Source organism: Brachybacterium zhongshanense, from assembly GCF_055385755.1.
In genome coordinates this window covers 3,155,040-3,177,279 of record NZ_AP043790.1, presented here as the reverse complement: position 1 = coordinate 3,177,279, position 22,240 = coordinate 3,155,040, and the positions used below count along the sequence as shown (strand labels likewise).

Sequence of the window (22,240 nt, the reverse complement as noted above, 5' to 3'; positions counted from 1 at the left end):
ATGACCTCGATCCCGCAGAACCAGTGCTGCGAACGACGGACCTACATCGTGCTCGACAACCCGAGGCAGTATCTCTGCCGCCTGCACATCGACGCAGATTCTCAGGCGCGGCTTGCCGTGCTCGATGCGCAGGCGGAGTCCGTGGGCGTCCGGCAGGGCAATTGGCCCTATGGGCCCAACACGCATCTCGCCGCTCGCGAGGCGATGGTCGCGTGGGCGCGTGCCGAGGACGTGCAGCTGTCGAGCTGGCGCGGGAGTGGCTGCATCCATTGGCTGCTCACCGGACGCTGCCTGGACTACAACTGCCGGTACGTGATCAACAACGGCTTCGGCGATCTCCGACCGAGCGGCATCGACCTCGGCGGTGACTGGATGGATCACGTGACGACTTGGACGCGAGACGGAGCGCCGGCGGCTCTCGTCTCTCAGCCGTACGGTCTCTCGGAGAAGGACCGCGATGCGCTCATGTTGCTCGGCACTAAGCCGGGTCTGCGTGTCGAGATCAACGATGCAGGCGGCTGGTACGGAGGCAGAACCTACTGGATCGCGATCTGGCGCGAGGGTGACGTCGTCCTCACCGATCCGAAGCCTCAATGCGTGGACTGCGGCCGGACACGCGCAACGTGGGTCCTTCACAAGCCGACGCTGGCGTGGCACTGCCACGGCTGCTTCCTGAAGCACATGCAGGCGAACGGGGTCGGCTGGGACGACGTCGAGGGCAACATCCTCGAGGGCACGCGCGCGGACCTGATCCGCTGGATGCGGTGGGCGACGTTCCTTCACGATGCCACGGGTGGAGAGCTGCAATGAGCACCATCGACAGCGGCGACCGTGCAGCGTCGCTCCGCGCCTGGGCGCAGGGCCTGCTCCCCTTCGAAGCCGCCGTCGAGCTGCTCATCAACTCACTGGACGGCAGGCTCCTGAGCGGCCCGTGGACGCGACAGAATCGCGACGGCGGCTACTGGTTCGACGCCGACCTCGCAGCGGCCGAGAGCGGCTCTCTGAGCGGCGGTGAGCGCAGGGTCCTCAGCGTCGTCACGAGCCTGGCGAGCAGCGATCATCCCGTCGACCTCGGTGATGCGATCACCGGCATCGACGGTGACGCGCTGCGCCACGTGCTCGACGCCCTCGCCCACGCAGGCGGCCTGTCCGCCTTCTCTGACCTGACGCCCTCAGGCACGCGGCCTCCATGCAGGGGCCCGCAGGCCCACGAACAGCCGGCCGCCAGGTCGGATGTGAGCACCCTGCGCACGCGCGACGAACGCCGCAGCAACGACGTCACAGACGAGGGAGACAAGACCCAGGCGTCCGCTCCCGCTACCGCCCAGGCCGAGGCCACCTCCGCTGCCGCTACGAGTGGCCACGAGCGTGACGACGCAGGGCTGAGGACTCCGTCGTCCGCTGCCGCTGCCGACGCCACCGGTGCCCCCTCCGCTCCCGCTCCGTGGGGCACCGACAAGATCCACCACAGCACCGCCATCGAGATCAAGGAGTAACCACCATGTCCACGAAGAAGATCGACGCTGAGATCGAAGCTCTGCGCGCCAAGCTCGCCGCGGCAGAAGCAGAGCGCGAAGCCGAGGCCAAGAAGGAGCAGACGGCAATCGCGAAGGCCAAGAAGCACGCGGGCGATAGCCACACGCGCACGATGATCGCGCTCTACGAACTGCTCGGTATCGAGCCGGAGCACGGCACCACGCGCGTCTCGCGCGGGAAGTCGGTGCAGGTCGCCGCCGACCGCGATGAGAAGGTTCGGTCGCAGCGACTCTTCACGGCGGTCGAATCCCTCGTCGAGGCCGCTGATGAGGACGTCCTCGCGCGGCTCCATCGCGACGACGAAGAGGGCCGGGAAGAGCGTCGACCGCAGCCGAAGGTGCGCGAAGCTGATGCCGCCGGCGAGCTGGATGATGAGCCGCAGCATCAGTCCGACGACGAGCCTCGCTCAACGTTCTCCAGCTACGCCGCATGAGACCACCGCGTCGACCTCGTCGGCGTCATCGACAGCCCCGGTTCACCGTCAGGTGGCCGGGGCTTCTTCATGCGTGCCGCAAGCGAGGCACGAGCCCTTCGCTCCGCTGCGGCCCTGTCACGGCTTCGTCCGCTCCGCTGCCGATGCCGCAGGCATGTTGCACCGTTAGCGGCGGGTCTGACCGAGCGCGTAGCGCGAGGAGCATTTCTCTCGGGGGTAGCGAGCGAAGCGAGCAAGGGGGCAACGCCCCCTCCTTCACACGGAGGGCGAGCGAAGCGAGTCCGGAGTCAAGCAGCTGTCCAGGTCGGGCGAAGCCCGGTCGAGCGAAGCGAGATGTTAACTGGACAGACTGCTTGCCCCAGCATTTGTACACCCTATTTTCGCTACCGTACGGGTCGAACTTGTGAGACAATTTATGCATACGGGCTGCATCTCATGTTGTGGTCCGCCGGACGGTGACTTGCTTATCGTCAGAGCGTTTAACGGAGTAATTTCCGGCGCGGCCGAGTAGCCAACGGGCTCGGACTTGATCCACATCGAGTCCGAGGAGACACCGCTCATGGCCACCGCGAAGCAGTCGCGCAACAAGCGCACCGTCGTGGGCGTAAGCATGTCGTCCGCAGATCTTACGAAGCTCGACGCACAGGCGTCGCAGCTCGGCGTCTCTCGCGCGACCGCGCTCAAGACGATGTGGCTCAATCTTGGCGACGAGGCGCAGCAACGGTATCGCGCGATTGCCGCCGCCGACGAAGCGGAAGCGGAGTCGGTGGAACCACTCATCGACGCGCTCCAGGTGGCCACTGCCGCGTGGGGCGATCGCGCTCACCAGCGCCGGGCCATCGGCGTGCAGAACAACCAGATCTCGAAGTTCGGCAACGTCCTTGCAGCAGCGATCCGCGACGGTCGTGTGGAGGAGATCACAGCCGAGCGATTCGATGACCTCGTCCTTGCACTGCAGGGCATCGAACGTCAGCTCATCGCGCAGAGCGCGGCGGAGTCCGGGGACGACGCCGTTCTCGCCGAGGTCCGCGTTCTTATCGCGAAGGCGAGGGCTGCATGAGCGAGCCGACGAACGGCGGCGTCACCGTCAAGGTGCTTACGGGCCGTAACGCTGCCGACCTCCTGAAGTATCGGGACCAGCTGAAGGAGGGCCAGGATCCGCACCTCTTCACTGCGTCGCGCCATTGCTCGCACGCCGTGAGCGCACAGATCGCGGAGTTCAAGGCGACGCGGATGAAGTACGGCACCGATGGTGCCCGCCGTGCGACCAAGGCGAAGTACGAGAGCGTCGATCCGGAGACGGGTCTGCACGCCAGCGGAAAGCCCGGGACGCACGTCAAGGTCCACACGGGCGGCCGCTGGCGCAAGCGTCCGGTGGCAAACGGAGAGACGCCGACGCATCTGCGGATCGAACCCGACGAGCTCACCGCCGACGTCAAGCAGTCCGAGGCCACGCACACCATCGTCGCGTTCAGCGGCGAGCTCGTGAACCCGGACGACCCCGAGGCGCTACACCGTGCGTTCGACGCCGTCGTCGCAGAGCGAGCGGAGCACTACCCCGGGCTCCAGGAGTCACTGTGGCTGGAGCGCAACGGCGAGTCGGGTCTTGCCCACATCCATATCGCCTCGAACGCGACGATCTACTCCGACTTCACCCTTGATGGAGTCGACTACACGGCCGGGAGCAAGATGGGCGGAGCTCTGACGCGCGTCGACGACGTCCGCGCCCGGTTCGAGCAATACCTCGATGACCATCCTGAGCACGGTCTCAAGCAGTCGCTGGCACGGGTCGGCACTGCGGAGTACGAGGCCGCACAGCGCCGGGACGGGCAGAGCAGCTACTGGCAGGCAAAGCGCGCGGAGCGCGAGGGCCAGCAGTCCAAGGAGACAAACCAGGATCGGATTCGCCGCGAGGCGTACGAGGTGCTCACCGCCGACGGTGTCACCGACCGCGACTCGTTCGTGTCGGAGATGCGGTCTCGTGGGATCATCGTGGACGAGACGGGGCTGCGTCGTGGTAAGCGGAGCTCGGGCTACGACCTCCGCTACACCCTCGATGGCGCGAAGCAAGGCGTGAAGGGCGCGACGCTCGGGCCCGAGTACGCGCACGACGCTATCGACACGCAGCTTGCCCGGCGCTCGGCTGGGCTCGACGTCGAGATGCCGGACGGACGACAACGAGCCGGCGCGATGAAGCCACTCCCCCTCACGTCGCAGCACCTCAGCGACGAGGAGCAGGTCGAGCTCGGCAATCTGGAAGCCGACATCAACTCGATGGCAACTGAAGAGCGCCACCAGCAGCAGGCCGCCGATCGTATGGAGTCTGCCCGACTACGCGACGAACAGCGACGTCAGGCCCGTGAGGAGCTAACCGCGCAGGCGGATGCCTACCGGCAGGAGCAGCTGCGGATTCTCGACAGTCCGCCGGCGCGCTTCGCCCAGCTCTCGGAGGACGAACTTGCGCAGCTGATCGAGGAAAAGGTCTCCGTGTACGCCGGTGCCAGCACGTACGACGGTACGCCGGTGCGTCGCATGGATGCTGCCGGTCTCTACGGTGAGATGGAGAGCGACGAAGTCCGATTCCTGCAGGCGAAGTGGCAGGCTCTCGATGAGCCGGAGACGGCTCGCGAGCGCGGAGAGACGCCCGAGGAGGTCGTGTGGGCCAAGGTGCTTGCAACGCCGGCTCCATCGAACTCGATCGCCACCGATCAGCAGCAGCTCGGGGCCGAGAAGGTCGGCGTTGCAGAGGCTCCCGCTGCCGAGCAGGAGTCGGTATTGACGCTGCAGCAGATCCAGCCGGCGACCGAGGAAGACGAGCTCGACGAAGACGGCGAGGGTCAGGGCTCCGGCGAGGGCCAGGACGGTCAGCCGGAGGAAGAGCTCGACGTCGCCGAGCCCGAGCCGTTCCGGTCGCGGCTGCGTGACGTGCTCGCTGAGCAGAGGAACCTGACGCCGCACCAGCGCCGCAAGATCGAGGGTCTCGCGCAGCTCGAAGAGGACTACCGCGGGCGCGAGCCCGACGCCCAGTTCGAGGCGCGTGTGTCCGACAAGCAGGGCATTGGCGGCGTTGCTCAGGACACGCTGGAGCGACGCGGCGAGTACATGAGCGAGCCGTTCTACCGGACCCTCACCGAACGTGCGGCTGTCCGTGCCGAAGATCAGGTCGCGCGTGACGATCTCAATGCAATGAGTGACGAGCGCGACGCTCTGCGCCGTGAGGACCAGTTCGGCCTGACTCACGGCGACCGCATCAACGACCTGAGCTACCAGATCACCTTCGCTCGACGCTTCCGCAAGCAGAGTCACGAGGGCATCGCCGCCGGACACTACGAGCACCGTGACTACGCGGCCTCGAAGCAGGCCTGGCGGGAGGGCCACGAGACCGAACAGCGCCAGCAACGCGTCGCTGAGCTCGAGCCCACCGAGACCGAGAAGCGACTCGAGGAGGGCCGTCGACGGCTCACCAACGACCGCAGCTCGACACGTTCGAACGACAACGACCAGAGCCTCGGGTGATGAGAGGGGGTGATGGAGATGGACACCATGACAGAGATCGAGGTGCGCGGCCTCGAGCGCAGGGCAGCCCTGCGGGAGCAGCACGCGGACGAGATCGAGGCGGAGAACGCGTTCTACCGCCGGCGCAGCCCGCAGCAGATCACGCTGTCGCAGGCGAGCGCGAACCGCTATCGCGCTGAGGCGCACGAGCTGCGTGAGAAGGCCGAACGCCTGCGCAGACAGAACCCGTAAGTACGACAGCCCAGGAAAGAGAGGAAAGATCATGGCTGAGACCACGACCAACCAGCAGGACATCGACGAGGAGAAGGCCGCTCAGATGCGGGAGATGCTCGCGAACGAGAACGAGGCGGCTGTTCGCCGGCGCTTCGGAGAGCAGGCGCTGAACTCGCCGGAGTACCAGAAAGCCCAGGATGACCTGAACCGTCGCCGCAGCAGCGAAGCGGACCGCGTCAAGCAGGGCCTCAGGGAGCAGGAGCAGATCGAGCGCGACCGTCAGGCTGAGCTCGAGCGCAAGCTCGAGGCAGAGCGTCAGGAGCAGCTGCAGCGCGAGCAGGAAGAAGCGCAGCGGCAGGAGGACGAGGCTGAGCGGGCGCAGTCTGACCCGCAGCAGGCAGAAGGCTCCGAGCAGCGCACCGTCGGCGAGAAGCAGTCGCGTGACCGCGGTTCGTCTGCCGATCGAGCCTCGAAGGACGGCTCGGAACAGGACCAGGTTCAGGACGGTGGGCCGGAGACGAACGAGCGTCAGGAGCGCCTCGAGGCCGCACGGGAGCGCCTGCGCAAGGACCGTGAGCAGGGTCGCGACCGGGATCGGGACGAGAGCCTGAGCCGGTAAGCCGAGCGCACGAGTAGAGGGCGGGAGCATCGCGCTCCCGCCCTCTACTGTGTCCTGCTCTGCGTCAGTCCAGCAGATCCGTCTCGCTGATGTCCGGGACCTTGACGAGGATGCCGGGCTGGCCCGCAATCAACAGGCGCGCAGTGCCCTTCTTCCGCGGAAGCAGCTCCGAGGACGTCATGCGCTCCGTGCGCTCGGCCGACTGCGTCGAGCGGCTCAGGCCGTCCGTCGACGACGTGCCGCGCTCGTCCTCACCGGCGAACCAGGCGGCATCCTCCAGCAGCTCCTTCTCGCGGGTCCCCGGCATGATCAGGATGCTCGGGAACGTGACCATGAGCTCCTCGTGGGCGTCCTTGTAACGGCGCTTGAGCTGCTTCGTGTTCTGCACCGCGGCGAGCAGACGGATGTTGTAGCCGCGCAAGACGCTCACGTGCTCCGGGAGCGACGGCAGGGGCGCGCACTGCGCGAGCTCGTCGAGGAAGAGTCCGAGGGTGGGCATGTCCCGCCCGACGTTGCGCCGCCACCACTGGATCGACTGCTCGATGACCGCACAGGCGGCGGACGCTGCAGACCCGTCGGCCGGCGAGACGATGTAAAGAGTGGCCCCGGGCTCCTCGAGCATCCGCGGGTGGAACGCGGGCATCGACTCGTCTCCCGCAACCGTCGAGAGCGACCATGCCTTCAGCGCGTTGCGCATGTTAATAGCCACGGAGTCACGCTGCTTGTCAACCATGTTCATCACGGCGCGCAGCGACTCGGCGTGGCGCGACTCCAGCAGCGAGCTCGCCCGCAGATAGGCGTTCGACCAGTTCGGAGTGATCAGATCATCCTCGGTCTCGTCCTCGACGGGCTGACCGTCGGCCCCAGTCTTCGGCGGGTGGTCGAGCGCGTCCAGCACCCACTGAATGCCGCCGCCGTCGACCATCTGGCCGGTCTTCGGGTGCGGGATCGCGCCTCCGGTGCGGATCATCGCTGCAAGCGGCCGCGCAGCGAGGTTGGTCCAGGTCGGGTCGGACTCGCCGCCGCCTCCACCGCCCGCCGCGCCGACCTTCGCGGTGGCCTGCAGCAGATCGCTCATCGCCATGGCCTCGTCGTCGGTGCTCACGAGCGCGCACGGGTCCGAGCGGACGGCGGTGACGTCGACTCCGTGGAGCTCGGACTCGCGGATCTCGTTCGACAGGTCGAGCGTGTACACAGGGCCGCGCTGAGCGCGCTTGCGGATGGTGTCATCCGCGAGGTCACCCTTCGTCGACATCGCGATCACAGGGTTCTGTCCGAACATGATGATGCCCGGGGTGATCACGCGGCGGCCCTTGCCGGAGCCGGTCAGACCGCACAGGAGCATGTGCCAGCCGCTCAGCGCAAGGTCTCCCGCCCGGCGTCCGGCGTTGAGCCCGTCGTCCAGCGGGTCCTGGTCTGCGATGAGCAGGCCCGCGTAGGGCATCAGCGGCGTCTTGGACGCAGCCGGCCGCTGTGCCGCGCGCTCGTTACTCGTGTTGGCCGTCGGCTTCTTCATCATGTCCATCAGTCCCATCGGGGGCCTCCTCTTCTTTTCTGATCTTGCGCGGACGACCGGCTCCACGTCGCGCACCGCCGTAGCCCGTGTCCGGTGCCGCCTCAGCGATCCGCCGCGCGACGTCGGCATCGGCGTCCGCTACGCGCACAGCACCTTGCAGCCACGCCGCACCGGACACATGGCGATCCACCTGCTCGGACGCCTGCTTCAGGACGGCCTTGAGCGTCGGAGTGTCGTCATCTGGAAGTTCTAGCTGCATACGAGAAATTCTAGTTCAGACACTTGAAAATAATCAAGAGAGGGGACTAGAATAAGAGCATCCCGAGGCCACTTTTGAGCCTGATCCGCCGCCAACTTCGGTGAAGCAGATCTGCATTACTCATCAGCGCCCGGGCTCTTCACTTCCGGGTGCCTCACCCGGAAGGACGAAACACATGGCCTCCATGCTCTTCAAGTTCATCGGCGTGCTGCTCGTCGTCGGCGTCATCTTCTTCGGCGGCTTTGTCGTCGGTGGCGGATTCGCTGCGGAGTCTGCCGAGCACGACGTCAAGACGACGGTCGAGCAGTGCCTGCCCATCGATGACGCGGCGGCGCTGCAGGCGTGCCTGGACGCGGACGAGGCCGAGTGATGGCTGTCTCGCGCTGGGAGAAGGAGCGGGCTGCGTGGGTGCTCGCTCGGTCACGGGCGGGCACCACGGCACGTCGTCGCGCTGAGTTGCTCAACCGCCGAGCTCGCCGCTTGGGCCGGAGAAGCGCCGGGGTGGCCGAGGCATCGTTGCGTGAGGAGATCACGCCGTCACTGTTCCGTCGGCTGCTCACGACCGACGAAGGTTCGAAGGAGCGCATGGCGCGCCTCTTCATGGTCCCTATCGGGTTCGGCGTCGTCGCGCTGATCGTCGGTCCCGCAGTCCTCATTGCCGCCATGATCTACGGCGCTCTCTGGTACTTCGCACCGCGAGTCGGCCAGCTTTGGTCCTGGCCGTGGCTCGCAGGAGGCATCGTCTCGCTGATCACCGGTGGACTGGTGATCGGGGCGATGGGCTCGGGCACTGGGCTGTGGATGGAGATGCCCTCGGGACTGCACGTCTACCCGCCGGTCGCGCTGCCTGTCTGGCTGTGGGTGCAGACCTCGATCGCGCTGCTGCTTGTCGGCGTGCAGGTCTGGCAGTGCGGGTGGGCCGCGGTCGGCAAGGGCGCGGCACCGAAGCCGGAGAAGGACAAGAACGGCGAGTTCCGAAAGACGCCTGAGAAGCAGAAGGTCCGCCTCGACCCGCTGGCCGGCGTCGACGTGAAGCCTCGCGAGCAGGTCGAGGAGAAGATCCCGCTCGCCGCACTGTCGTTGGCCGACAGTCAGGACGAGTACGACGACCTGCCGCCGCTCGAGGACGAGACCGATACCGATGACGAGTACGACGCGTTCGAGGACGACGTCGACGAGAAGAAGGAGAACAGCCATGCCTGACATCACTGCGGGCGGTCCCGAGGCGAACGAGGAGCCGAAGAGCGAGCCGAAGATCGACGTCCACGTTCACAACACGACCTCGATCGGTGGGTCGAAGGGGTGGAACATCCTGTTCACCCTTTTGATCACGGCCGGCCTGACTGTGCTCGCCTACCAGTTGAGCCTCAGCGGTTTCGCCGAGCTTGCGGCGAGCGGTATCTCGATCTTTCTGACGGCCCTTGTGGGCAACATGTTCAAGGCGGGCATCCTCCGCCTCCCGGAGAAGGGCGCTGAGGACGACCTCGCCTTCACGAAGAGCACGCTGCGTCGGATCTACGACGAGATCCAGGCCGCCATCGTGAAGAGCTCGATGATCAAGCTCGTCCTGTTCTCGCTGGCCTACGCGATCGGCTGGCTGATTCTGCGCTCGATCGTCGCGTTCGGCATCAGCATGCTGACGACGATGTGGGTCGCGATCGGCGTCGGCCTGATCGCTGGTGGTCTCGTCGTTGCTCAGGACCAGATCTGGGCTTGGATCCGTCGCCACATGGCGAAGAAGAACGGGCAGGGCTGATGCCTCCGCGTCTGAACACCGAGTCGTGGATCGCCCGTGCGCGGGCGGTCCACGACGACCGGTACGACTACAGCGAGTCGGTGTACACGCTGGCGACCGAGCCGATCAGGATCATCTGCTCTGCCCACGGCCCCTTTGAGCAGATCGCCCGGAATCACGTGAACAACAAGGCCGGCTGCCCCGACTGCGGCCACGAGCGCACCGGCGCGGCCTCGCGCTGGTCGATCGAAGGCTTCATCACGCGGGCGCGACAGGTCCACGGCGACACCTACGACTACTCGAAGGTGGCATACGTCAATCAGGACACGCCCGTGACGATTGTCTGCCCGAAGCATGGGCTGTTCGAGCAGCGAGCGGGTGAGCACCTCAAGCACGGATGCAGGACCTGCGGCATTGAGAGCCGCAGCAAGAAGCGACGGCTGCCGAAGGATGAGTTCATCGCACGGGCCCGTGAGGTCCACGGTGACAAGTACGACTACTCGGACGTGGTCTACGCCGGCCTGCTCAAGCCTGTCACGATCATCTGCCCCACGCATGGTGCGTTCGAACAGAATGCGTCGAACCATGTCAACCTCGGCCATGGCTGTTCCCGGTGCAGCGATCGCTACTCGCCGTCGACCGAAGAGTTCATCGCACGGGTCCGTGAGGTCCACGGCGACACCTACGACTACTCGCTTGCGGTGTACACGGACAGCAGCACGAAGGTCACGATCATCTGCCCCAGGCACGGTGCATTCGAGAAGCGTCCGATCCATCACGCAGCAGGCGGCGGATGCACGCCGTGTGCCATCGAAGCACGTGGCCTCTCGTCCCGGAAGACCAAGGCCGAGTGGCTCGCTCAGGCGTACGAGGTACACGGCGACACCTACGACTACTCGAAGGTCGAGTTCGAACTGGGCGGTGACAGGGTCACGATCATCTGCTCCAAGCACGGCGAGTTCGAGCAGGTCGCCTCGGTGCATGTCAACAACCACGGCGGCTGCCCGAGCTGCAAGTGGTCGAAGGGCGAGAACGCGACGGCTGCTGCTCTTGAAGACCTCGGGATCATGCACATCACCCAGTGGACGCACGAGACCTGCCGTGACAAGCGACTGCTCCGGTTCGACTTCTACCTGCCGGAGTACGGCGCGCTGATCGAGTTCGACGGCGCGCAGCATTTCAAGCCAGTCCGGTGGCCGGGGATGAAGCCCGAGGACGCCAAGCGGGTCTTCCTCGGCACCCAGCGCCGCGACCGGATCAAGAACGACTGGGCCAAGGCCAACGGCTACGCGCTTCTGCGGGTGTCCGACATCAACGCCATCGAGACGGAGGTCCTGGCGTTCGTCGCCGGCCTCCACAACACGGAAGAAGAAGGAGAAGTCGCATGAGCATCATCTGGCTCCTGGTCGGCGCGGCGATCGCGGTTCTCGCAGTCCCGCCGACGCTGCAGGAGAAGGCGCAGAAGGCGTCGCGGCGCGTAGTCCGCCAGCTCGTCACGAAGGCGACGAAGGTCGCGCAGAGCACCGAGACGAAGGAGGAGGAGTGAGCATCATCAAGCGGACCGCGACGGGGGCTGCGCTGGCCGTGCTCGCCGCCCTGACGCTCAGCGGGTGCATCACGATCGAGAGCGCCCCGCCGAGCGCGGACGAGGCTCCCGCCTCGAGCTCTGCGCCGGCGAACGGCGATACCGGGACCGAAGAGCCGTCGTCGACACCGACCGACGAGCCTGTCGAGGACGAGGGGACGGACGAGACGGACGACAGCGGGAAGACGGTCAGCGTGACCGGGGACGCCGACGGCACGGTCTACGTCCGGGCGATCCAAGCGTTCTCGCCGCTGATCGAGACCTGGATCGTGGACGAGGATGAGCACACGGTGACGTACTCCCAGCACAACTGCGTGGGTGCGACCAAGCGCGAGGGCACCGGCACCTACGAGCTGGCCGGCCGCGAGGACAGTCAGTACACGCTGGTGACCTGGGACGGGGAAAACCCGAACGGGGGCATCTCGGCGACGGACCGGTTCGACATGACCGACACGACGTGGGAGCCACACAACGGCCTCGGCGACCAGGTCGCCTCGACGGACACCGATGCCGTGCTCGCGGACTACACCGTCATGTGCAAGGACGTCGGCGAGACGATCGCCGGCTTCGTGTTCTAGAACGGAGAGCAACGAACGAAGACCCCGGCGGATACGCCGGGGTCTTCTTCTGTGTCGAGCTTCATCGGTCAGGCCGTGATGCCCTGTCCTCTTTCCGTCCTCAGACGAGCGACCAGCGCGTACATACGCGAACGGCTCATGCCAACGGCGTTGGCGATTTCCTGGGCTGTCATGTCGCCGCGATCGAGCAGTTCAGCAGCCCGGGCGACCTGTTCGGCCGTGTGCGTCGGCTTGCGACCGCCGACCTTCTCGCCTCGACGGCGCTTGGCATCCAGCGCCGACCGCGTGCGCTCGGCGATGAGGTCGCGCTCCATCTGAGCGACGGCTCCGATGATCGTGAAGATCAGTTCGCCGGTGGGCGTCGAGGTGTCGATGCCGAGGTTCAGGATCCGGAGGCCAATGCCGCGGTCGTTGAACTCGCGCAGCAGCGCCGTCAGCTGCGAGGTCGATCGTCCGAGGCGGGAGAGCTCGACGACCGTGAGTCGGTCACCCGGCCGCAGCACGGGCGAGTCCGCGTCGATGAGCGTCGCCCACACGGGACGCTTGGCCCCGTGCTTGCCGGAAGCCTTTTCCTCGTAGATCTTCGTGCAGCCAGCAGCCGTCAGCTCATCGACCTGCCGCCGGAGGTCCTGCGCCTCGCTGCTGACGCGGGCGTATCCGATGTCCATGATGATTCCGTCCTTCAATTCGATACCTTCAACAGGAAAGTTAAAGTTCACAGTTGCGAGACGGCGGAGAGCCGCTGCAGAGGGCTCCGCGCGGTGACGTCGCACCGTCCCGATTTCCGCTCGATTGCGAGATACGCAGAGACCCCGACGGTCGACCGTCGGGGTCTCGTGCCGTTGTTGGGGCTGCTCAGTACTCGGGCGGCACCCACTCACCAGTCACGGACACGTCTGCGTCGACAGAGCCCTCGAGGAGGATCGTCGCGCCATCCGGCCCACTCTGGCCGCCGGACACGACTCGGATCCCCGCCATCGCGAGATGCAGCTCGGCTCCGCCGTTGTCGTGCTCCCGCGGCGTGACGTACGGGAACATGACGGCCGCGAGGTCGCCGGACTCCTCCGTCGAGCACTCCCCGACTCTCGTGAACGCCGTGCCATCCTCCGTGAAGTAGCGCTTGCCCTTCTCGAGGTCGTCATCGGAGGGCAACTCGTCGACGACCACCGGCTCAGCGCCGATGTTGGTCACCCGGTCCATGGCGTTGAGCATCGGACCGCGGTCCTTCTTCCAGTCGGACCACTCGTCCTGCACACCCAGCGCCTCGAAGCCGCCGTCGGCCCAGTGGACGTCCACGTCGACGCGGCAGATGCCGGTCGAGAAGGCTGTCGCTTTCACTGTGAAGCCGTCGACGGCGATCGAGCTGCCAGCAGTCTCGCCGACTGCCTTCAGCTCGTCAGAGAGCTGGATGGTGACCGGTCCGTCCACGACGAACGGCGGGACATCGCTGGTGTCGTCGACGCGCAGATCGTCGAAGTCGTACAGCGTGCCCTCGACGTCACCGTCGCCGCTGTCGTTGCTGCCGGCGTCAGAGGTCTTGTCGTTGCCGGCGTCAGTGGACTGTCCGGCGCTGGGGGCCTGGCTCTCGGCAGGGCCCGCGTCTGCGCCGCTGCACGCCGTGAGCGTGAGCGCGGAGAGCGCGAGGGCTGCCGCGGCGATCGCGGGCTTGCGGATGGGGATCATCGGCGTCTTCTCTTTCCGGGCTGGAGGTGCCCGGACGGGAGATGAAAGACGCGCGCCCGGGCACCGGTGAACGGTGTCGATCCACGGCTCGTTAGCAGTGTGGATCAGGCTCGAAGACGGCCTCGGGTTGTTTGTCGGTAGTCCTATTCTAGTTCCGACTTTTGATTAACGCAAGATGTCGTTTCCTGGTGGCATCATCACGGGCATGACGACAGCAACCGATACGGTTCATCACCTCTTGCGCGACCCGAAGAACGACTTGTGGCCGGTTTGCGGTGCGGTGCCCGGACGCGACCCTCGCGACGGCGACTTCAACGCCTGCCACGACCAAGATCTGTTGCTGTGGTGCGTGAGCTTCGGGCTCTGCTGTTGCTCGACCTGCCTCTCGCCTGAGGCGCTCGGAGGCTGGTCGCCGCTGGTGCCGGGGCAGGAGGTCTCAGCTGAGGAGTAATGAGGACTCTGGCCACGGCTGACTAAACGGCCCGAATCTCCGGCATCTTGATCTCCACAGGATTAACGTTTCGATCCTTCGGTGCGCCGAGGGCCTGAACCTTGCTCTCTGCAGTATTCAAGTAGGCGCGGGATGTGTCAGTTCCGATTCCACGCCGGCCCATCGCAAGCGCCGCCACAACTGCCGTTCCAGAACCGACAAAGGGGTCCAGGACAACATCACCTGGGTCGGTCGACAGGCTGATGCAGCGAGCAGGGAGCGCGAGGGGGAACTGCGCACCGTGCCCGTCCCCGCCGCTCGACGTCGGGATAACCCAGACGTCGGAGAGCTTGGCCGTCTCGAGCAGCTGATTACGGCCACCCATGGCCGCGGAGAGACGCGAGTATGCGTCCTTGTCGAACTTCGGTGAGCGCTGCTTCGTGATGTGGATGACGTACTCGAGCTGGCGAGACACGCGTGACTTCTGCGGTTCGGGCAGAGTCGCCGTCTTCGCCCACGTGATCGTGCTCTTCACGAAGAGGCCGAGCCGCGAAGCTCGCTGGGCGATCATGGCCGGGATGCCGACCTGTTCGCCATCCTTCAGGTACGCGTGGCCGGCGCTGTACCGGCGGTACTCGTGCTCGCTCCACACCTTGTAGTTCTCGCCGCCCTGCATCGCTCGCAGCGCTTCGACGGCTGATCCACGGATCTGAGTTCGCGTGTTGAAGGTATCCATCACGTTCCACCAGATCGACCCGTCCTGGGTCAGCACGCGCGACAGCGAGTGCAGGATCTCGGTGGTGTGGCGCACGAAGCCCTCGGGGGTCTGTTCATGACCATAGGGAGCGACGTCACCGTCTGCCCACGCGATCGGACGGGACTCTTTGTAGACGCGCATGGCCCAGTACGGGGTCGACGTGACGATGCAGTTGATGGATTCGTCCGACAGACGTCGAACGAACGAGAGGCAGTCCTCATGGACGAGGTCGTACCGCTCAGGAAGCTCGTAGTTCACCTCGGCCTGAGCCTTGGGGTCGAGCATCAGGTAGTCGAGGACCTTCGAGCGCGGCACGAAAGTTTCAGCGAACGCGTCCTGGTCGAGAAGCATGATGACGTCCGACACCGAGAGCCTGCGGTCGTGCCCCACCACGCGCTTGATGAAGGTCGCCTGCATGCCCACGACCGGCGCGACGTCCCTGATCGGGAAGGTTCGCTCTGAGTCGAGGTACTTGGATCGGTCGAGACTCGACACCGGAGTGCGCGGCTGGATCGTTGTCGTGGGTGTCTCGGCCATTGCCTCATCGTAGTGCCCGTGCGTGGACCTCCTCTGGAGGCGGTGCCGGGACGGATACGATCGAGTCGATGACGCTCGTCTCTGAGCAATCTCGACGTCAACGACAGGGGATGGGATGGCCCTCATCAGTGAAGCCGCGATGGAGGCGGCACTGACTTACTTCCACGACAAGGACCAGTACCAGACCAAGGTCTCATCGGCATGGGAAGCGTTGCTCACCGGGATGGTGTTCGCAGCTCAGGGCATCACGAGTCCCGGCACCAAGGATGCGAACGACGCCGTCGACCAGTTGTTCACCGTCGACCCTCAGGACGAGGAAGGTCGACTGAAGCCGTTCCGCTACACGTGGTCGCAGGTGGATGGTTCCGGTCGAAAGACCGTTTGGAACCAGGCCTCGCGTGGCAAGGGCACCTTGGCGAGCTCGCTCTTCACCAACGGTGACATTCGCCAGGGTCTGCTTCCCAACGCTCGCGGGCTCCTCGTCGCGGCGTCACCGGACAAACCCTCGAAGGAAGCGCTGACGGCCCTGCTCGTCCGGAACGAGGACTTCGCTCAGTCCGCAGCGTGGAGTGATGCACACGCAAGAGCTGAGGCGATTCTGGGACTTCAGCCCAGCGAGTACGACGAGATCACCGATGACACCGTGACCTTGGGCGAGCCGCTCATCGCAATGCCCGAGTGGTCGATGGCGGCGTTGCCCGACTCCCTCAGGCCGGTCGCCACCACTACTATCCAAACGCCGCCGAAGGCATCATCGACGCCCGGACAGCAGGCCCCGACCACGATGGTGATCGAGCAGCGCACGGAGCGAATGATCCGTCGTGCAGTGGCACGGTTTCCCTTCATACTTCTCGTCGGCCCTCCGGGGACAGGCAAGGGCACGCTGGTCTCATGGGTCACCGAACAGGTCAGGTCGAACCCCGAGTCCTTCGGCTTTGACTCAGGCTTCGACCCCGATCCGATCTGGCGCACGCCGGACGAGTCGTGGTCAGCCTTCGACCTCATCGGAGGTCTCGCCCCTGATGACACAGGCGCACTCCTGTGGTCGCCTGGGACGCTCCCGAATGCGGTGTCCGAGGACCGCTGGCTCGTACTGGACGAGACGAACCGTGCGGACATGGACAAGATCATGGGGCCTCTGCTCACGTGGCTGTCACTGCAGAGCGTCGAAATCGGGCGGGCTGCGGCTCACGGCGGCAACTCCGTGACCTTGGACTGGACCGACGAACCGACCTCTTCAGTCAACGACGGAACCTATAGCGCCGGCTCGGCTTGGAGACTGTTCGGTACCTACAACCCGGCCGATGCGCAACGGGTGTTCCGCATGGGCCTGGCACTGTCGCGCAGGTTCGTCGTGATCCCAGTTCCAGCGCTCGACACAGCATCGTTCACGACGCTCCTGTCGAAGAAGTTTCCCGACCTCGACCAGGACCTCAGCGACGCCGTCTCCGGCCTCTATGCTGCTCATTACGCAGACCCGCACACGCAGCTGGGGCCGGCGATCTTCCTGAGGATCGCTGAGTATGTCGTCGACGACGACCCTGCCCTCAACGACCCTGAAGAGCTCATTGCCGAGGCCTACGTGATGAACCTGGGCAAGTACATCGCTGCGTACGACGACGCGATCCTGGAGTCGCTGGGTGCACGGCTCATCGACGACGGCGCGATCTCGGAGGACGGATGGTCGTGGATCACGAGCCATCGGAACACGCTGGGCTGAGCGCGCTCTCGGTCCCCATCGAAGGGGTCTCCTACGTGCTGTCCGGCTGGTCGGGCCAGGGGAGCCTCTACCAGGCGCTCGGAGCCGTGGACGACCCGGACGGGATCGAGCGAGACTGGGACGAGAAGTCGATTCGCAGTCGTGCCGGGAGGATCCTGCTCGAGCACGTCAGGGCGGACCTGCAGACCTGGCCGAGGTCCGTCGACGAGTGGCTGCCACACCTGCCCATCGCATCGACCGCCCGGACGCTCGTGTCCCAGATCCCGCATGGACGTGTCGACTGGCGTGAGACGTCGCGACGGTTTGGCTGGCCGGCCCGCGCCTACGTGACCCGCCTGCGCGAGCGCGAGATCGCGGACGTCACCGTGAGCGCGCTCGCCTGGACAGTCACGGCGCTCGACCGCATCGTCGCCGCTGCGCGGAGCACCGGTGCTCTGGACGAGGTGGAAGAGGCGATCGACGTCCCGCTGGCCGCCGCGCGCGAAGCACTGGCTCTGACAGACGTGCCGGAGGACCTTCCGCGTCCTGATCGGCATGACCTCGAGTCCCTCCGCACCTCGGGACAGCCATGGTCTGACGTCGAACCCGTGACCGCGAAGATCGTGCGGTCCGAGACCGACCTGACCTGGTTCGCACTGCAGCTCCTGGCTCCGGACCCGGACTTCCGGTGGCGGCTCTACCACCTCGCGGTCCTGGGACACGCGCTGATGGCCCTGCGGTCTGAAGGCGCATCGATCCGTTGGCGTACCCCGATGGGCGCAGGCGGCGACGGACCGAACTTCCTTGCCGCGATGCCGGACGGCACGAAGGTCGATGTGTGGTTCGAAGCTGCCGGCGCACGGGCGTACTACGGCCTTGAGCCAGCCGCGTACCGAAAAGTCGTGAGGCCCGTGCGCGGATCTGAGTCTGCAATCGGATCAGACGTCGCGCTCTACATCCCCACGCGAGGGCACGCACTCCTGCTCGAGTGCAAGTTCTCATGGTCTGGGTCGTACGTCGGTCGCAACGGGTATCACCAGGCAGCCGGCTATGCGCTCAACGAGCAGGATGTATGGCCTCGCCTCTGGTCATACGTGGTCGGCCCCGAGGAGAAGATCGCGGGACAGTCGCGCGTAGACATCGAGGGGCGCGGGAACGCCATCAGCCTCGGCGTCACAGCCGTGCCGTGGATGTCGACACTCATCTCGGAGTTCCTCGACGTCACTGCATGAGCAGCCCTCGATCCCAACCTGATCGGGCCGGCACCCCGCGTCGGGGCGGGCGCACCGGGCGCACGGCGTCAGATCGAGGCGCGCGTCGCCGCGGAAACACGCAGGCCGAGGGGACGCACGGGGCGCACCGGAGCCAACACGAATCACTACCATCGTCTACCGAACCACTACCAATAGAAGGCAGGCTCGCGAGTGGCATCCGGACGCGACAGAGGCCGTCTCCGACGTGCGGAAACGGCCTCTGACTAGGTAAAACGTGGAGCCGAGGGGACTCGAACCCCTTACCTCCGCCTTGCAAAAGCGGCGCTCTACCAGGTGAGCTACGGCCCCGAGAGGGGCGGATTTTCAGTTGTAGGGGGTTGCTTGCAAAGCTACCGCTCTACCAACTGAGCTAAGTCCCCGTGTTCAGTTTTCCGGATATCAGGACCGCGGAGCGGGGACCGGTTCCGTCTTCGAGGATGCGGGGCGGGGGGTCTTCTCGGCCTCGACCTTCTCAGCCTCGGCCCACAGGTCGTTGCGAAGATTGTCGGACTCGACCTTGCGCCACACGAGGATTCCCGTCGCGGCCGCACCGAACAGGATGGCGGCGACTCTGATCAGCTTCTTCACGAATCCTCCGATCATCGAAGTGGGCCTAACTGGACTTGAACCAGTGACCTCTGTCTTATCAGGACAGCGCTCTAACCGACTGAGCTATAGGCCCGTGGGGGTGTGGTTCCGGATCGCTCCGGCGGCTACCACCGACACGCAACTTTACCGGTCCCGTCACCGGGCGTCCAATCGCGTGGCACTGCTGTACGGCACATCACAGGCCCAGGTTTCCAGCGTACAGTGCATGCACGCCAGGGATCGAGGAGCCATGTCCGAGACGCCGTCGTCCGACCCGCCGCGATCGTCGTCGGCCTCCAGCCCGGCACCCAGTTCGGCACTCAGGCCGGCCCCCGGCCCGGCGCCCGCTCCCACCTCCAGCCCAGCACCCACGCCAGCCTCCACCCGACGTCGTGCCGTGCTCAGCGGGATCGTCGCCGGAGGTGCCCTCCTCGCCGTCGCGGAGCTCGCCGCGCTCGTGCTCGGATCCTCGGCGACGCCCCTCGTGTCCGTCGGATCAGCGTTCGTTGATGTAGTCCCGGCCGGCCTGAAGGACCTGGTCATCTCCCTGTTCGGGACGGCAGACAAGGCCGTTCTGATGATCTGCATGGTCCTGGTCCTGGCCGTGCTGCTGGGGGTGATCGGTGCACTCGGCGCGCGTCGGCCCGGCGCTGCGGCGGTCTCGCTCGCGGTGCTCGGGCTCCTCCCCACGGGCGCGGCGCTCACGCGGGCCTCCGCGACCGCGATCGACGCGGCACCGTCGCTGCTGGGAACCCTGGCGGGGGTGCTCGTGCTGTCGGCGCTCCTCCCGGCACCTCCCGGAGAGCGTCCGGACGATCTCGCCGACGACGATCCAGCATCCGGGAGCAGACGGAGCATGCTGACCCTGGGCGTGGTGGCTGCGGTCGCGGCCGTCGTGGGTGGAGGTTCCCGGATCATCAGCGGAGCTCGCACCGCAGCACGGCAGGCGGCCGACGCCTTCCGGGTGCCGACGCCGTCGAGGTCCGCACCGGAGGTACCGGCGGACGCCCAGGTGGAGGCGGACGGCATGCCCGACGTGATCACCGCGAACGAGGACTTCTACCGCATCGACACCGCTCTCGTCGTGCCTCGGGTCGACAGCTCCGGATGGACGCTTCGCATCGACGGTATTGTCGAACGGGAGCTCGAGATGACCTTCGAGGAGCTGCTCGAGCAGCCGATGATCGAGACCCATGTGACGCTCACCTGCGTGTCGAACCAGGTCGGAGGCGATCTCGCGGGCAACGCGACCTGGATCGGCGTTCCGGTGCGCACGCTGCTGGAGCGCGTCGGCGTGAGCGCGGAGGCGGACATGGTCCTGTCCCGCTCGGTCGACGGCTTCACCGCGAGCACTCCCCTGGAGGCGCTGACCGACGGGCGGGACGCCATCCTCGCCGTCGCGATGAACGGGGAGGCGCTGCCGCGGGAGCACGGCTTCCCGGTGCGGATGGTGGTGCCGGGGCTCTACGGCTACGTCTCGGCGACGAAGTGGCTGGAGAGCCTCACCGTCACCCGCTTCGCCGACGACACGGCCTATTGGACGACCCGCGGCTGGTCGGAGCGCGGTCCGATCAAGACCGCCTCGAGGATCGACGTCCCCGGTCAGGGCGGGGAGCTCGAGCCCGACGCCGACGGGGCCGTCGTCCTCGCGGGGACCGCCTGGGCGCAGCATCGCGGGATCTCCGCGGTCGAGGTCCGCATCGACGACGGCCCCTGGGAGACGGCGCAGCTCGCGGCCGCGATCAGCGAGGACACCTGGGTGCAGTGGTCATGGCGATGGGAAGGTGCCCAGGCCGGCCAGCACACGGCGACCGTCCGTGCGGTCGGCGGAGAAGGCGAGCAGCAGACGGAGGAGGTCGCCTCCCCCGCTCCCGATGGCGCGAGCGGCTGGCACAGCATCGATCTCACCATCTCCTGATCAGGGCACTCCAGCCCCCACCACCTTCCGCCCGCACGGCACCTTCCAGCCGCGCAGCACCTTCTGTCCGCACGGCACCTTCCAGCCGCGCAGCGGGTATCGGCGCGACGCCGGCGCCGGGGCCTACGCTGGTCCTATGAGCGAACGCACCGCCATCGCCGCCCTGGAGGCCTCCGGTCTCGAGCATCGGATCGTGCGTCACGGTCGCGTCGACTCCCTCGCGGAGGCCGCGGCCGTCCGCGGGATCGAGCCCCGGGACCTCATCAAGACCCTGGTCGTGCGCCGCGGCGAGGGTGACTTCCTGTTCGTGCTGGTCCCCGGCGATCGCGAGATCTCCTGGCCGAAGCTGCGTGCCGCGCTCGGGGTGAACCGGCTGTCGATGCCGGACAAGGAGGTCGCCCGCGAGGTCACCGGCTATGAGCGCGGCACGATCACGCCCTTCGGCGCGACGACGGCATGGCCGGTGGTCGCCGACGCCTCCCTCGTCGGCGAGCCCGGCCGACGGATCTCCCTGGGGGCGGGAGAGCACGGTGTCGCTGTCGTGCTCGACGCCGAGGCGGCCCTCGCACATCTGTCGGCCCAGGTCGCCGACGTCACCGAGCTGCAGCAGCCCCGGGACTGACACCCAGGCACCCTCCCGTGCACGCCCCGCCTGGGTCCCATGCCCGGCACCTGCGGTGCTTCCGCACCCCGCGAGCACTCCGCGAGCACTCCGCACGGAGAGCAGCGGGCGGGCACCCTTCCCCAGGTGCCCGCCCGCTGCGGTTCGGAGGGGCCGCGAGGGCCCGCGCTCAGCGCCTCACTCGTCGGTGAAGGTGAGCTTGAGGCCGCCGAGCAGAGCGGCGACCAGGTTGTAGAGGAATGCCAGGAGCGTTCCGAGCGCCGTGATGATGACGACGTTGATGACGGCGACGACCGTCCCGTAGCTGACCATCTTCGAGAAGCTGAAGAAGTCCATGAAGGGCAGCGGCGAACCGCCGTTGAGGTCGCGGCCGATCTGGTCGATCTGGCTCCACAGGCCGATCGCGTCGACCAGGTTCCACAGCAGCACCACGGCCACCACGGTCGCCACGCCGATCGCGATCGCGACCAGGAACGACAGCTTCATGACGGAGAACGGGTCGAGCCTCGCAAGGGTCAGGCGGACGCGGCGGGGGCCACGGCGCTCGGCGCCCTCCGGGCCGGAGGAGCCCTTCACGGGACTGCGGCTGGCGCCCTTGGAGGCCTGTCCCTTGCCTCCCTTGCCGTTGCCGAGCGCAGCCTCGAAGCCGCCGGTGCTCTCGGGATTCGCGGAGGGGCCGCTGCTCCCGGACGCCGGGAGCGCAGAGGTCGCCTCAGCAGACGTCGCACCGGACGTGCTGGAGGGGGTCTTGCTCGTGCTCACG

Annotated in this window: 24 protein-coding genes and 2 tRNA genes; 17 read left to right on the top strand and 9 right to left on the bottom strand. The window is 66.5% G+C overall.

Annotated elements, in window-relative coordinates; genetic code table 11:
* The 7 genes from ACZ5AJ_RS14100 (at position 1) to ACZ5AJ_RS14070 (ending at position 6,317) form a co-directional block, all read left to right on the top strand.
* Entirely contained in the window at positions 1-810 is an 810-nt protein-coding gene (locus tag ACZ5AJ_RS14100) for a hypothetical protein (protein WP_464135670.1), read from the top strand.
* Positions 807-1,496 carry a hypothetical protein gene (locus tag ACZ5AJ_RS14095; protein ID WP_464135669.1) on the top strand — a complete coding sequence of 230 codons (690 nt, stop codon included), beginning with the start codon at positions 807-809 and terminating at the stop codon, positions 1,494-1,496. Before ACZ5AJ_RS14100 ends, ACZ5AJ_RS14095 begins: the two co-directional genes overlap by 4 nt.
* Before the next feature lie 5 nt (positions 1,497-1,501).
* The gene (locus ACZ5AJ_RS14090; protein ID WP_464135668.1) at positions 1,502-1,969 is read left to right on the top strand and encodes a hypothetical protein; all 468 of its coding nucleotides are present in this window, start codon (positions 1,502-1,504) and stop codon (positions 1,967-1,969) included.
* A 559-nt stretch (positions 1,970-2,528) separates the two neighbouring features.
* Positions 2,529-3,029, top strand: coding sequence for a hypothetical protein (locus ACZ5AJ_RS14085; protein ID WP_464135667.1), 501 nt, complete (start codon positions 2,529-2,531; stop codon positions 3,027-3,029).
* Positions 3,026-5,485, top strand: a complete 2,460-nt coding sequence (locus tag ACZ5AJ_RS14080; RefSeq protein WP_464135666.1) for a relaxase family protein — start codon at positions 3,026-3,028, stop codon at positions 5,483-5,485. Before ACZ5AJ_RS14085 ends, ACZ5AJ_RS14080 begins: the two co-directional genes overlap by 4 nt.
* 18 nt (positions 5,486-5,503) lie before the next feature.
* The gene (locus tag ACZ5AJ_RS14075; RefSeq protein ID WP_464135665.1) at positions 5,504-5,716 is read left to right on the top strand and encodes a hypothetical protein; all 213 of its coding nucleotides are present in this window, start codon (positions 5,504-5,506) and stop codon (positions 5,714-5,716) included.
* Positions 5,679-6,317: a hypothetical protein gene (locus tag ACZ5AJ_RS14070; protein ID WP_464135664.1), complete on the top strand. Its 639-nt coding sequence runs from the start codon at positions 5,679-5,681 to the stop codon at positions 6,315-6,317. Before ACZ5AJ_RS14075 ends, ACZ5AJ_RS14070 begins: the two co-directional genes overlap by 38 nt.
* 64 nt (positions 6,318-6,381) lie before the next feature.
* Here the strand turns inward: ACZ5AJ_RS14070 and ACZ5AJ_RS14065 are convergent, their stop codons facing one another.
* Positions 6,382-7,851, bottom strand: coding sequence for a type IV secretory system conjugative DNA transfer family protein (locus tag ACZ5AJ_RS14065; protein WP_464135663.1), 1,470 nt, complete (start codon positions 7,849-7,851; stop codon positions 6,382-6,384).
* Positions 7,805-8,092 (bottom strand): hypothetical protein, encoded by a 288-nt coding sequence (locus ACZ5AJ_RS14060; RefSeq protein ID WP_464135662.1) that lies wholly within the window; start codon positions 8,090-8,092, stop codon positions 7,805-7,807. The genes ACZ5AJ_RS14065 and ACZ5AJ_RS14060 overlap by 47 nt, the downstream gene beginning before the upstream one ends.
* A 175-nt stretch (positions 8,093-8,267) precedes the next feature.
* Here ACZ5AJ_RS14060 and ACZ5AJ_RS14055 point away from each other — a divergent pair, with 175 nt between their 5' ends.
* The 6 genes from ACZ5AJ_RS14055 (at position 8,268) to ACZ5AJ_RS14030 (ending at position 11,990) form a co-directional block, all read left to right on the top strand.
* Positions 8,268-8,462, top strand: coding sequence for a hypothetical protein (locus ACZ5AJ_RS14055; RefSeq protein WP_464135661.1), 195 nt, complete (start codon positions 8,268-8,270; stop codon positions 8,460-8,462).
* 131 nt (positions 8,463-8,593) lie between these two features.
* Entirely contained in the window at positions 8,594-9,295 is a 702-nt protein-coding gene (locus tag ACZ5AJ_RS14050) for a hypothetical protein (protein WP_464135660.1), read from the top strand.
* Entirely contained in the window at positions 9,288-9,848 is a 561-nt protein-coding gene (locus ACZ5AJ_RS14045) for a hypothetical protein (protein ID WP_464135659.1), read from the top strand. Before ACZ5AJ_RS14050 ends, ACZ5AJ_RS14045 begins: the two co-directional genes overlap by 8 nt.
* Positions 9,848-11,215, top strand: a complete 1,368-nt coding sequence (locus tag ACZ5AJ_RS14040) for a hypothetical protein (RefSeq protein ID WP_464135658.1) — start codon at positions 9,848-9,850, stop codon at positions 11,213-11,215. Before ACZ5AJ_RS14045 ends, ACZ5AJ_RS14040 begins: the two co-directional genes overlap by 1 nt.
* Positions 11,212-11,373, top strand: coding sequence for a hypothetical protein (locus ACZ5AJ_RS14035; RefSeq protein ID WP_464135657.1), 162 nt, complete (start codon positions 11,212-11,214; stop codon positions 11,371-11,373). The genes ACZ5AJ_RS14040 and ACZ5AJ_RS14035 overlap by 4 nt, the downstream gene beginning before the upstream one ends.
* On the top strand, positions 11,370-11,990 hold the full coding sequence (locus tag ACZ5AJ_RS14030) for a hypothetical protein (RefSeq protein WP_464135656.1): 621 nt from the start codon (positions 11,370-11,372) through the stop codon (positions 11,988-11,990). Before ACZ5AJ_RS14035 ends, ACZ5AJ_RS14030 begins: the two co-directional genes overlap by 4 nt.
* A 68-nt stretch (positions 11,991-12,058) precedes the next feature.
* On the opposite strand, the gene ACZ5AJ_RS14025 is transcribed toward ACZ5AJ_RS14030, so the two are convergent.
* The 3 genes from ACZ5AJ_RS14025 to ACZ5AJ_RS14015 form a co-directional block, all read right to left on the bottom strand.
* Positions 12,059-12,658 carry a recombinase family protein gene (locus ACZ5AJ_RS14025; RefSeq protein WP_464135655.1) on the bottom strand — a complete coding sequence of 200 codons (600 nt, stop codon included), beginning with the start codon at positions 12,656-12,658 and terminating at the stop codon, positions 12,059-12,061.
* A 187-nt stretch (positions 12,659-12,845) separates the two neighbouring features.
* Complete coding sequence (locus ACZ5AJ_RS14020; protein ID WP_464135654.1) at positions 12,846-13,673, bottom strand: hypothetical protein; 828 nt, start codon at positions 13,671-13,673, stop codon at positions 12,846-12,848.
* Positions 13,674-14,146: 473 nt separating this feature from the next.
* Complete coding sequence (locus tag ACZ5AJ_RS14015) at positions 14,147-15,397, bottom strand: DNA-methyltransferase (RefSeq protein ID WP_464135653.1); 1,251 nt, start codon at positions 15,395-15,397, stop codon at positions 14,147-14,149.
* 115 nt (positions 15,398-15,512) lie between these two features.
* Here ACZ5AJ_RS14015 and ACZ5AJ_RS14010 point away from each other — a divergent pair, with 115 nt between their 5' ends.
* Both ACZ5AJ_RS14010 and ACZ5AJ_RS14005 read left to right on the top strand, forming a co-directional pair.
* Positions 15,513-17,117 (top strand): AAA family ATPase, encoded by a 1,605-nt coding sequence (locus ACZ5AJ_RS14010; protein WP_464135652.1) that lies wholly within the window; start codon positions 15,513-15,515, stop codon positions 17,115-17,117.
* A 251-nt stretch (positions 17,118-17,368) separates the two neighbouring features.
* A complete protein-coding gene (locus ACZ5AJ_RS14005) occupies positions 17,369-18,328 on the top strand; it encodes a hypothetical protein (RefSeq protein WP_464135651.1) in 960 nt (319 codons plus the stop codon).
* A 257-nt stretch (positions 18,329-18,585) separates the two neighbouring features.
* Here ACZ5AJ_RS14005 and ACZ5AJ_RS14000 read toward each other — a convergent pair.
* From ACZ5AJ_RS14000 to ACZ5AJ_RS13990, 3 genes are all read right to left on the bottom strand, one after another.
* Positions 18,586-18,658: transfer RNA gene (locus ACZ5AJ_RS14000), tRNA-Ala, on the bottom strand.
* 90 nt (positions 18,659-18,748) lie between these two features.
* Positions 18,749-18,937, bottom strand: coding sequence for a DLW-39 family protein (locus ACZ5AJ_RS13995; RefSeq protein WP_464135650.1), 189 nt, complete (start codon positions 18,935-18,937; stop codon positions 18,749-18,751).
* A gap of 20 nt (positions 18,938-18,957) precedes the next feature.
* A tRNA-Ile gene (locus ACZ5AJ_RS13990) sits at positions 18,958-19,031 on the bottom strand.
* Between the two features lie 303 nt (positions 19,032-19,334).
* Between ACZ5AJ_RS13990 and ACZ5AJ_RS13985 the strand changes: the two genes are divergently transcribed.
* Both ACZ5AJ_RS13985 and ACZ5AJ_RS13980 read left to right on the top strand, forming a co-directional pair.
* Complete coding sequence (locus tag ACZ5AJ_RS13985; protein WP_464135649.1) at positions 19,335-20,855, top strand: molybdopterin-dependent oxidoreductase; 1,521 nt, start codon at positions 19,335-19,337, stop codon at positions 20,853-20,855.
* A gap of 136 nt (positions 20,856-20,991) precedes the next feature.
* Complete coding sequence (locus ACZ5AJ_RS13980; RefSeq protein WP_464135648.1) at positions 20,992-21,477, top strand: aminoacyl-tRNA deacylase; 486 nt, start codon at positions 20,992-20,994, stop codon at positions 21,475-21,477.
* Between the two features lie 177 nt (positions 21,478-21,654).
* On the opposite strand, the gene ACZ5AJ_RS13975 is transcribed toward ACZ5AJ_RS13980, so the two are convergent.
* The gene (locus ACZ5AJ_RS13975; RefSeq protein WP_464135647.1) at positions 21,655-22,239 is read right to left on the bottom strand and encodes a DUF3566 domain-containing protein; all 585 of its coding nucleotides are present in this window, start codon (positions 22,237-22,239) and stop codon (positions 21,655-21,657) included.
* Between the last annotated feature and the right edge of the window lies 1 nt (position 22,240).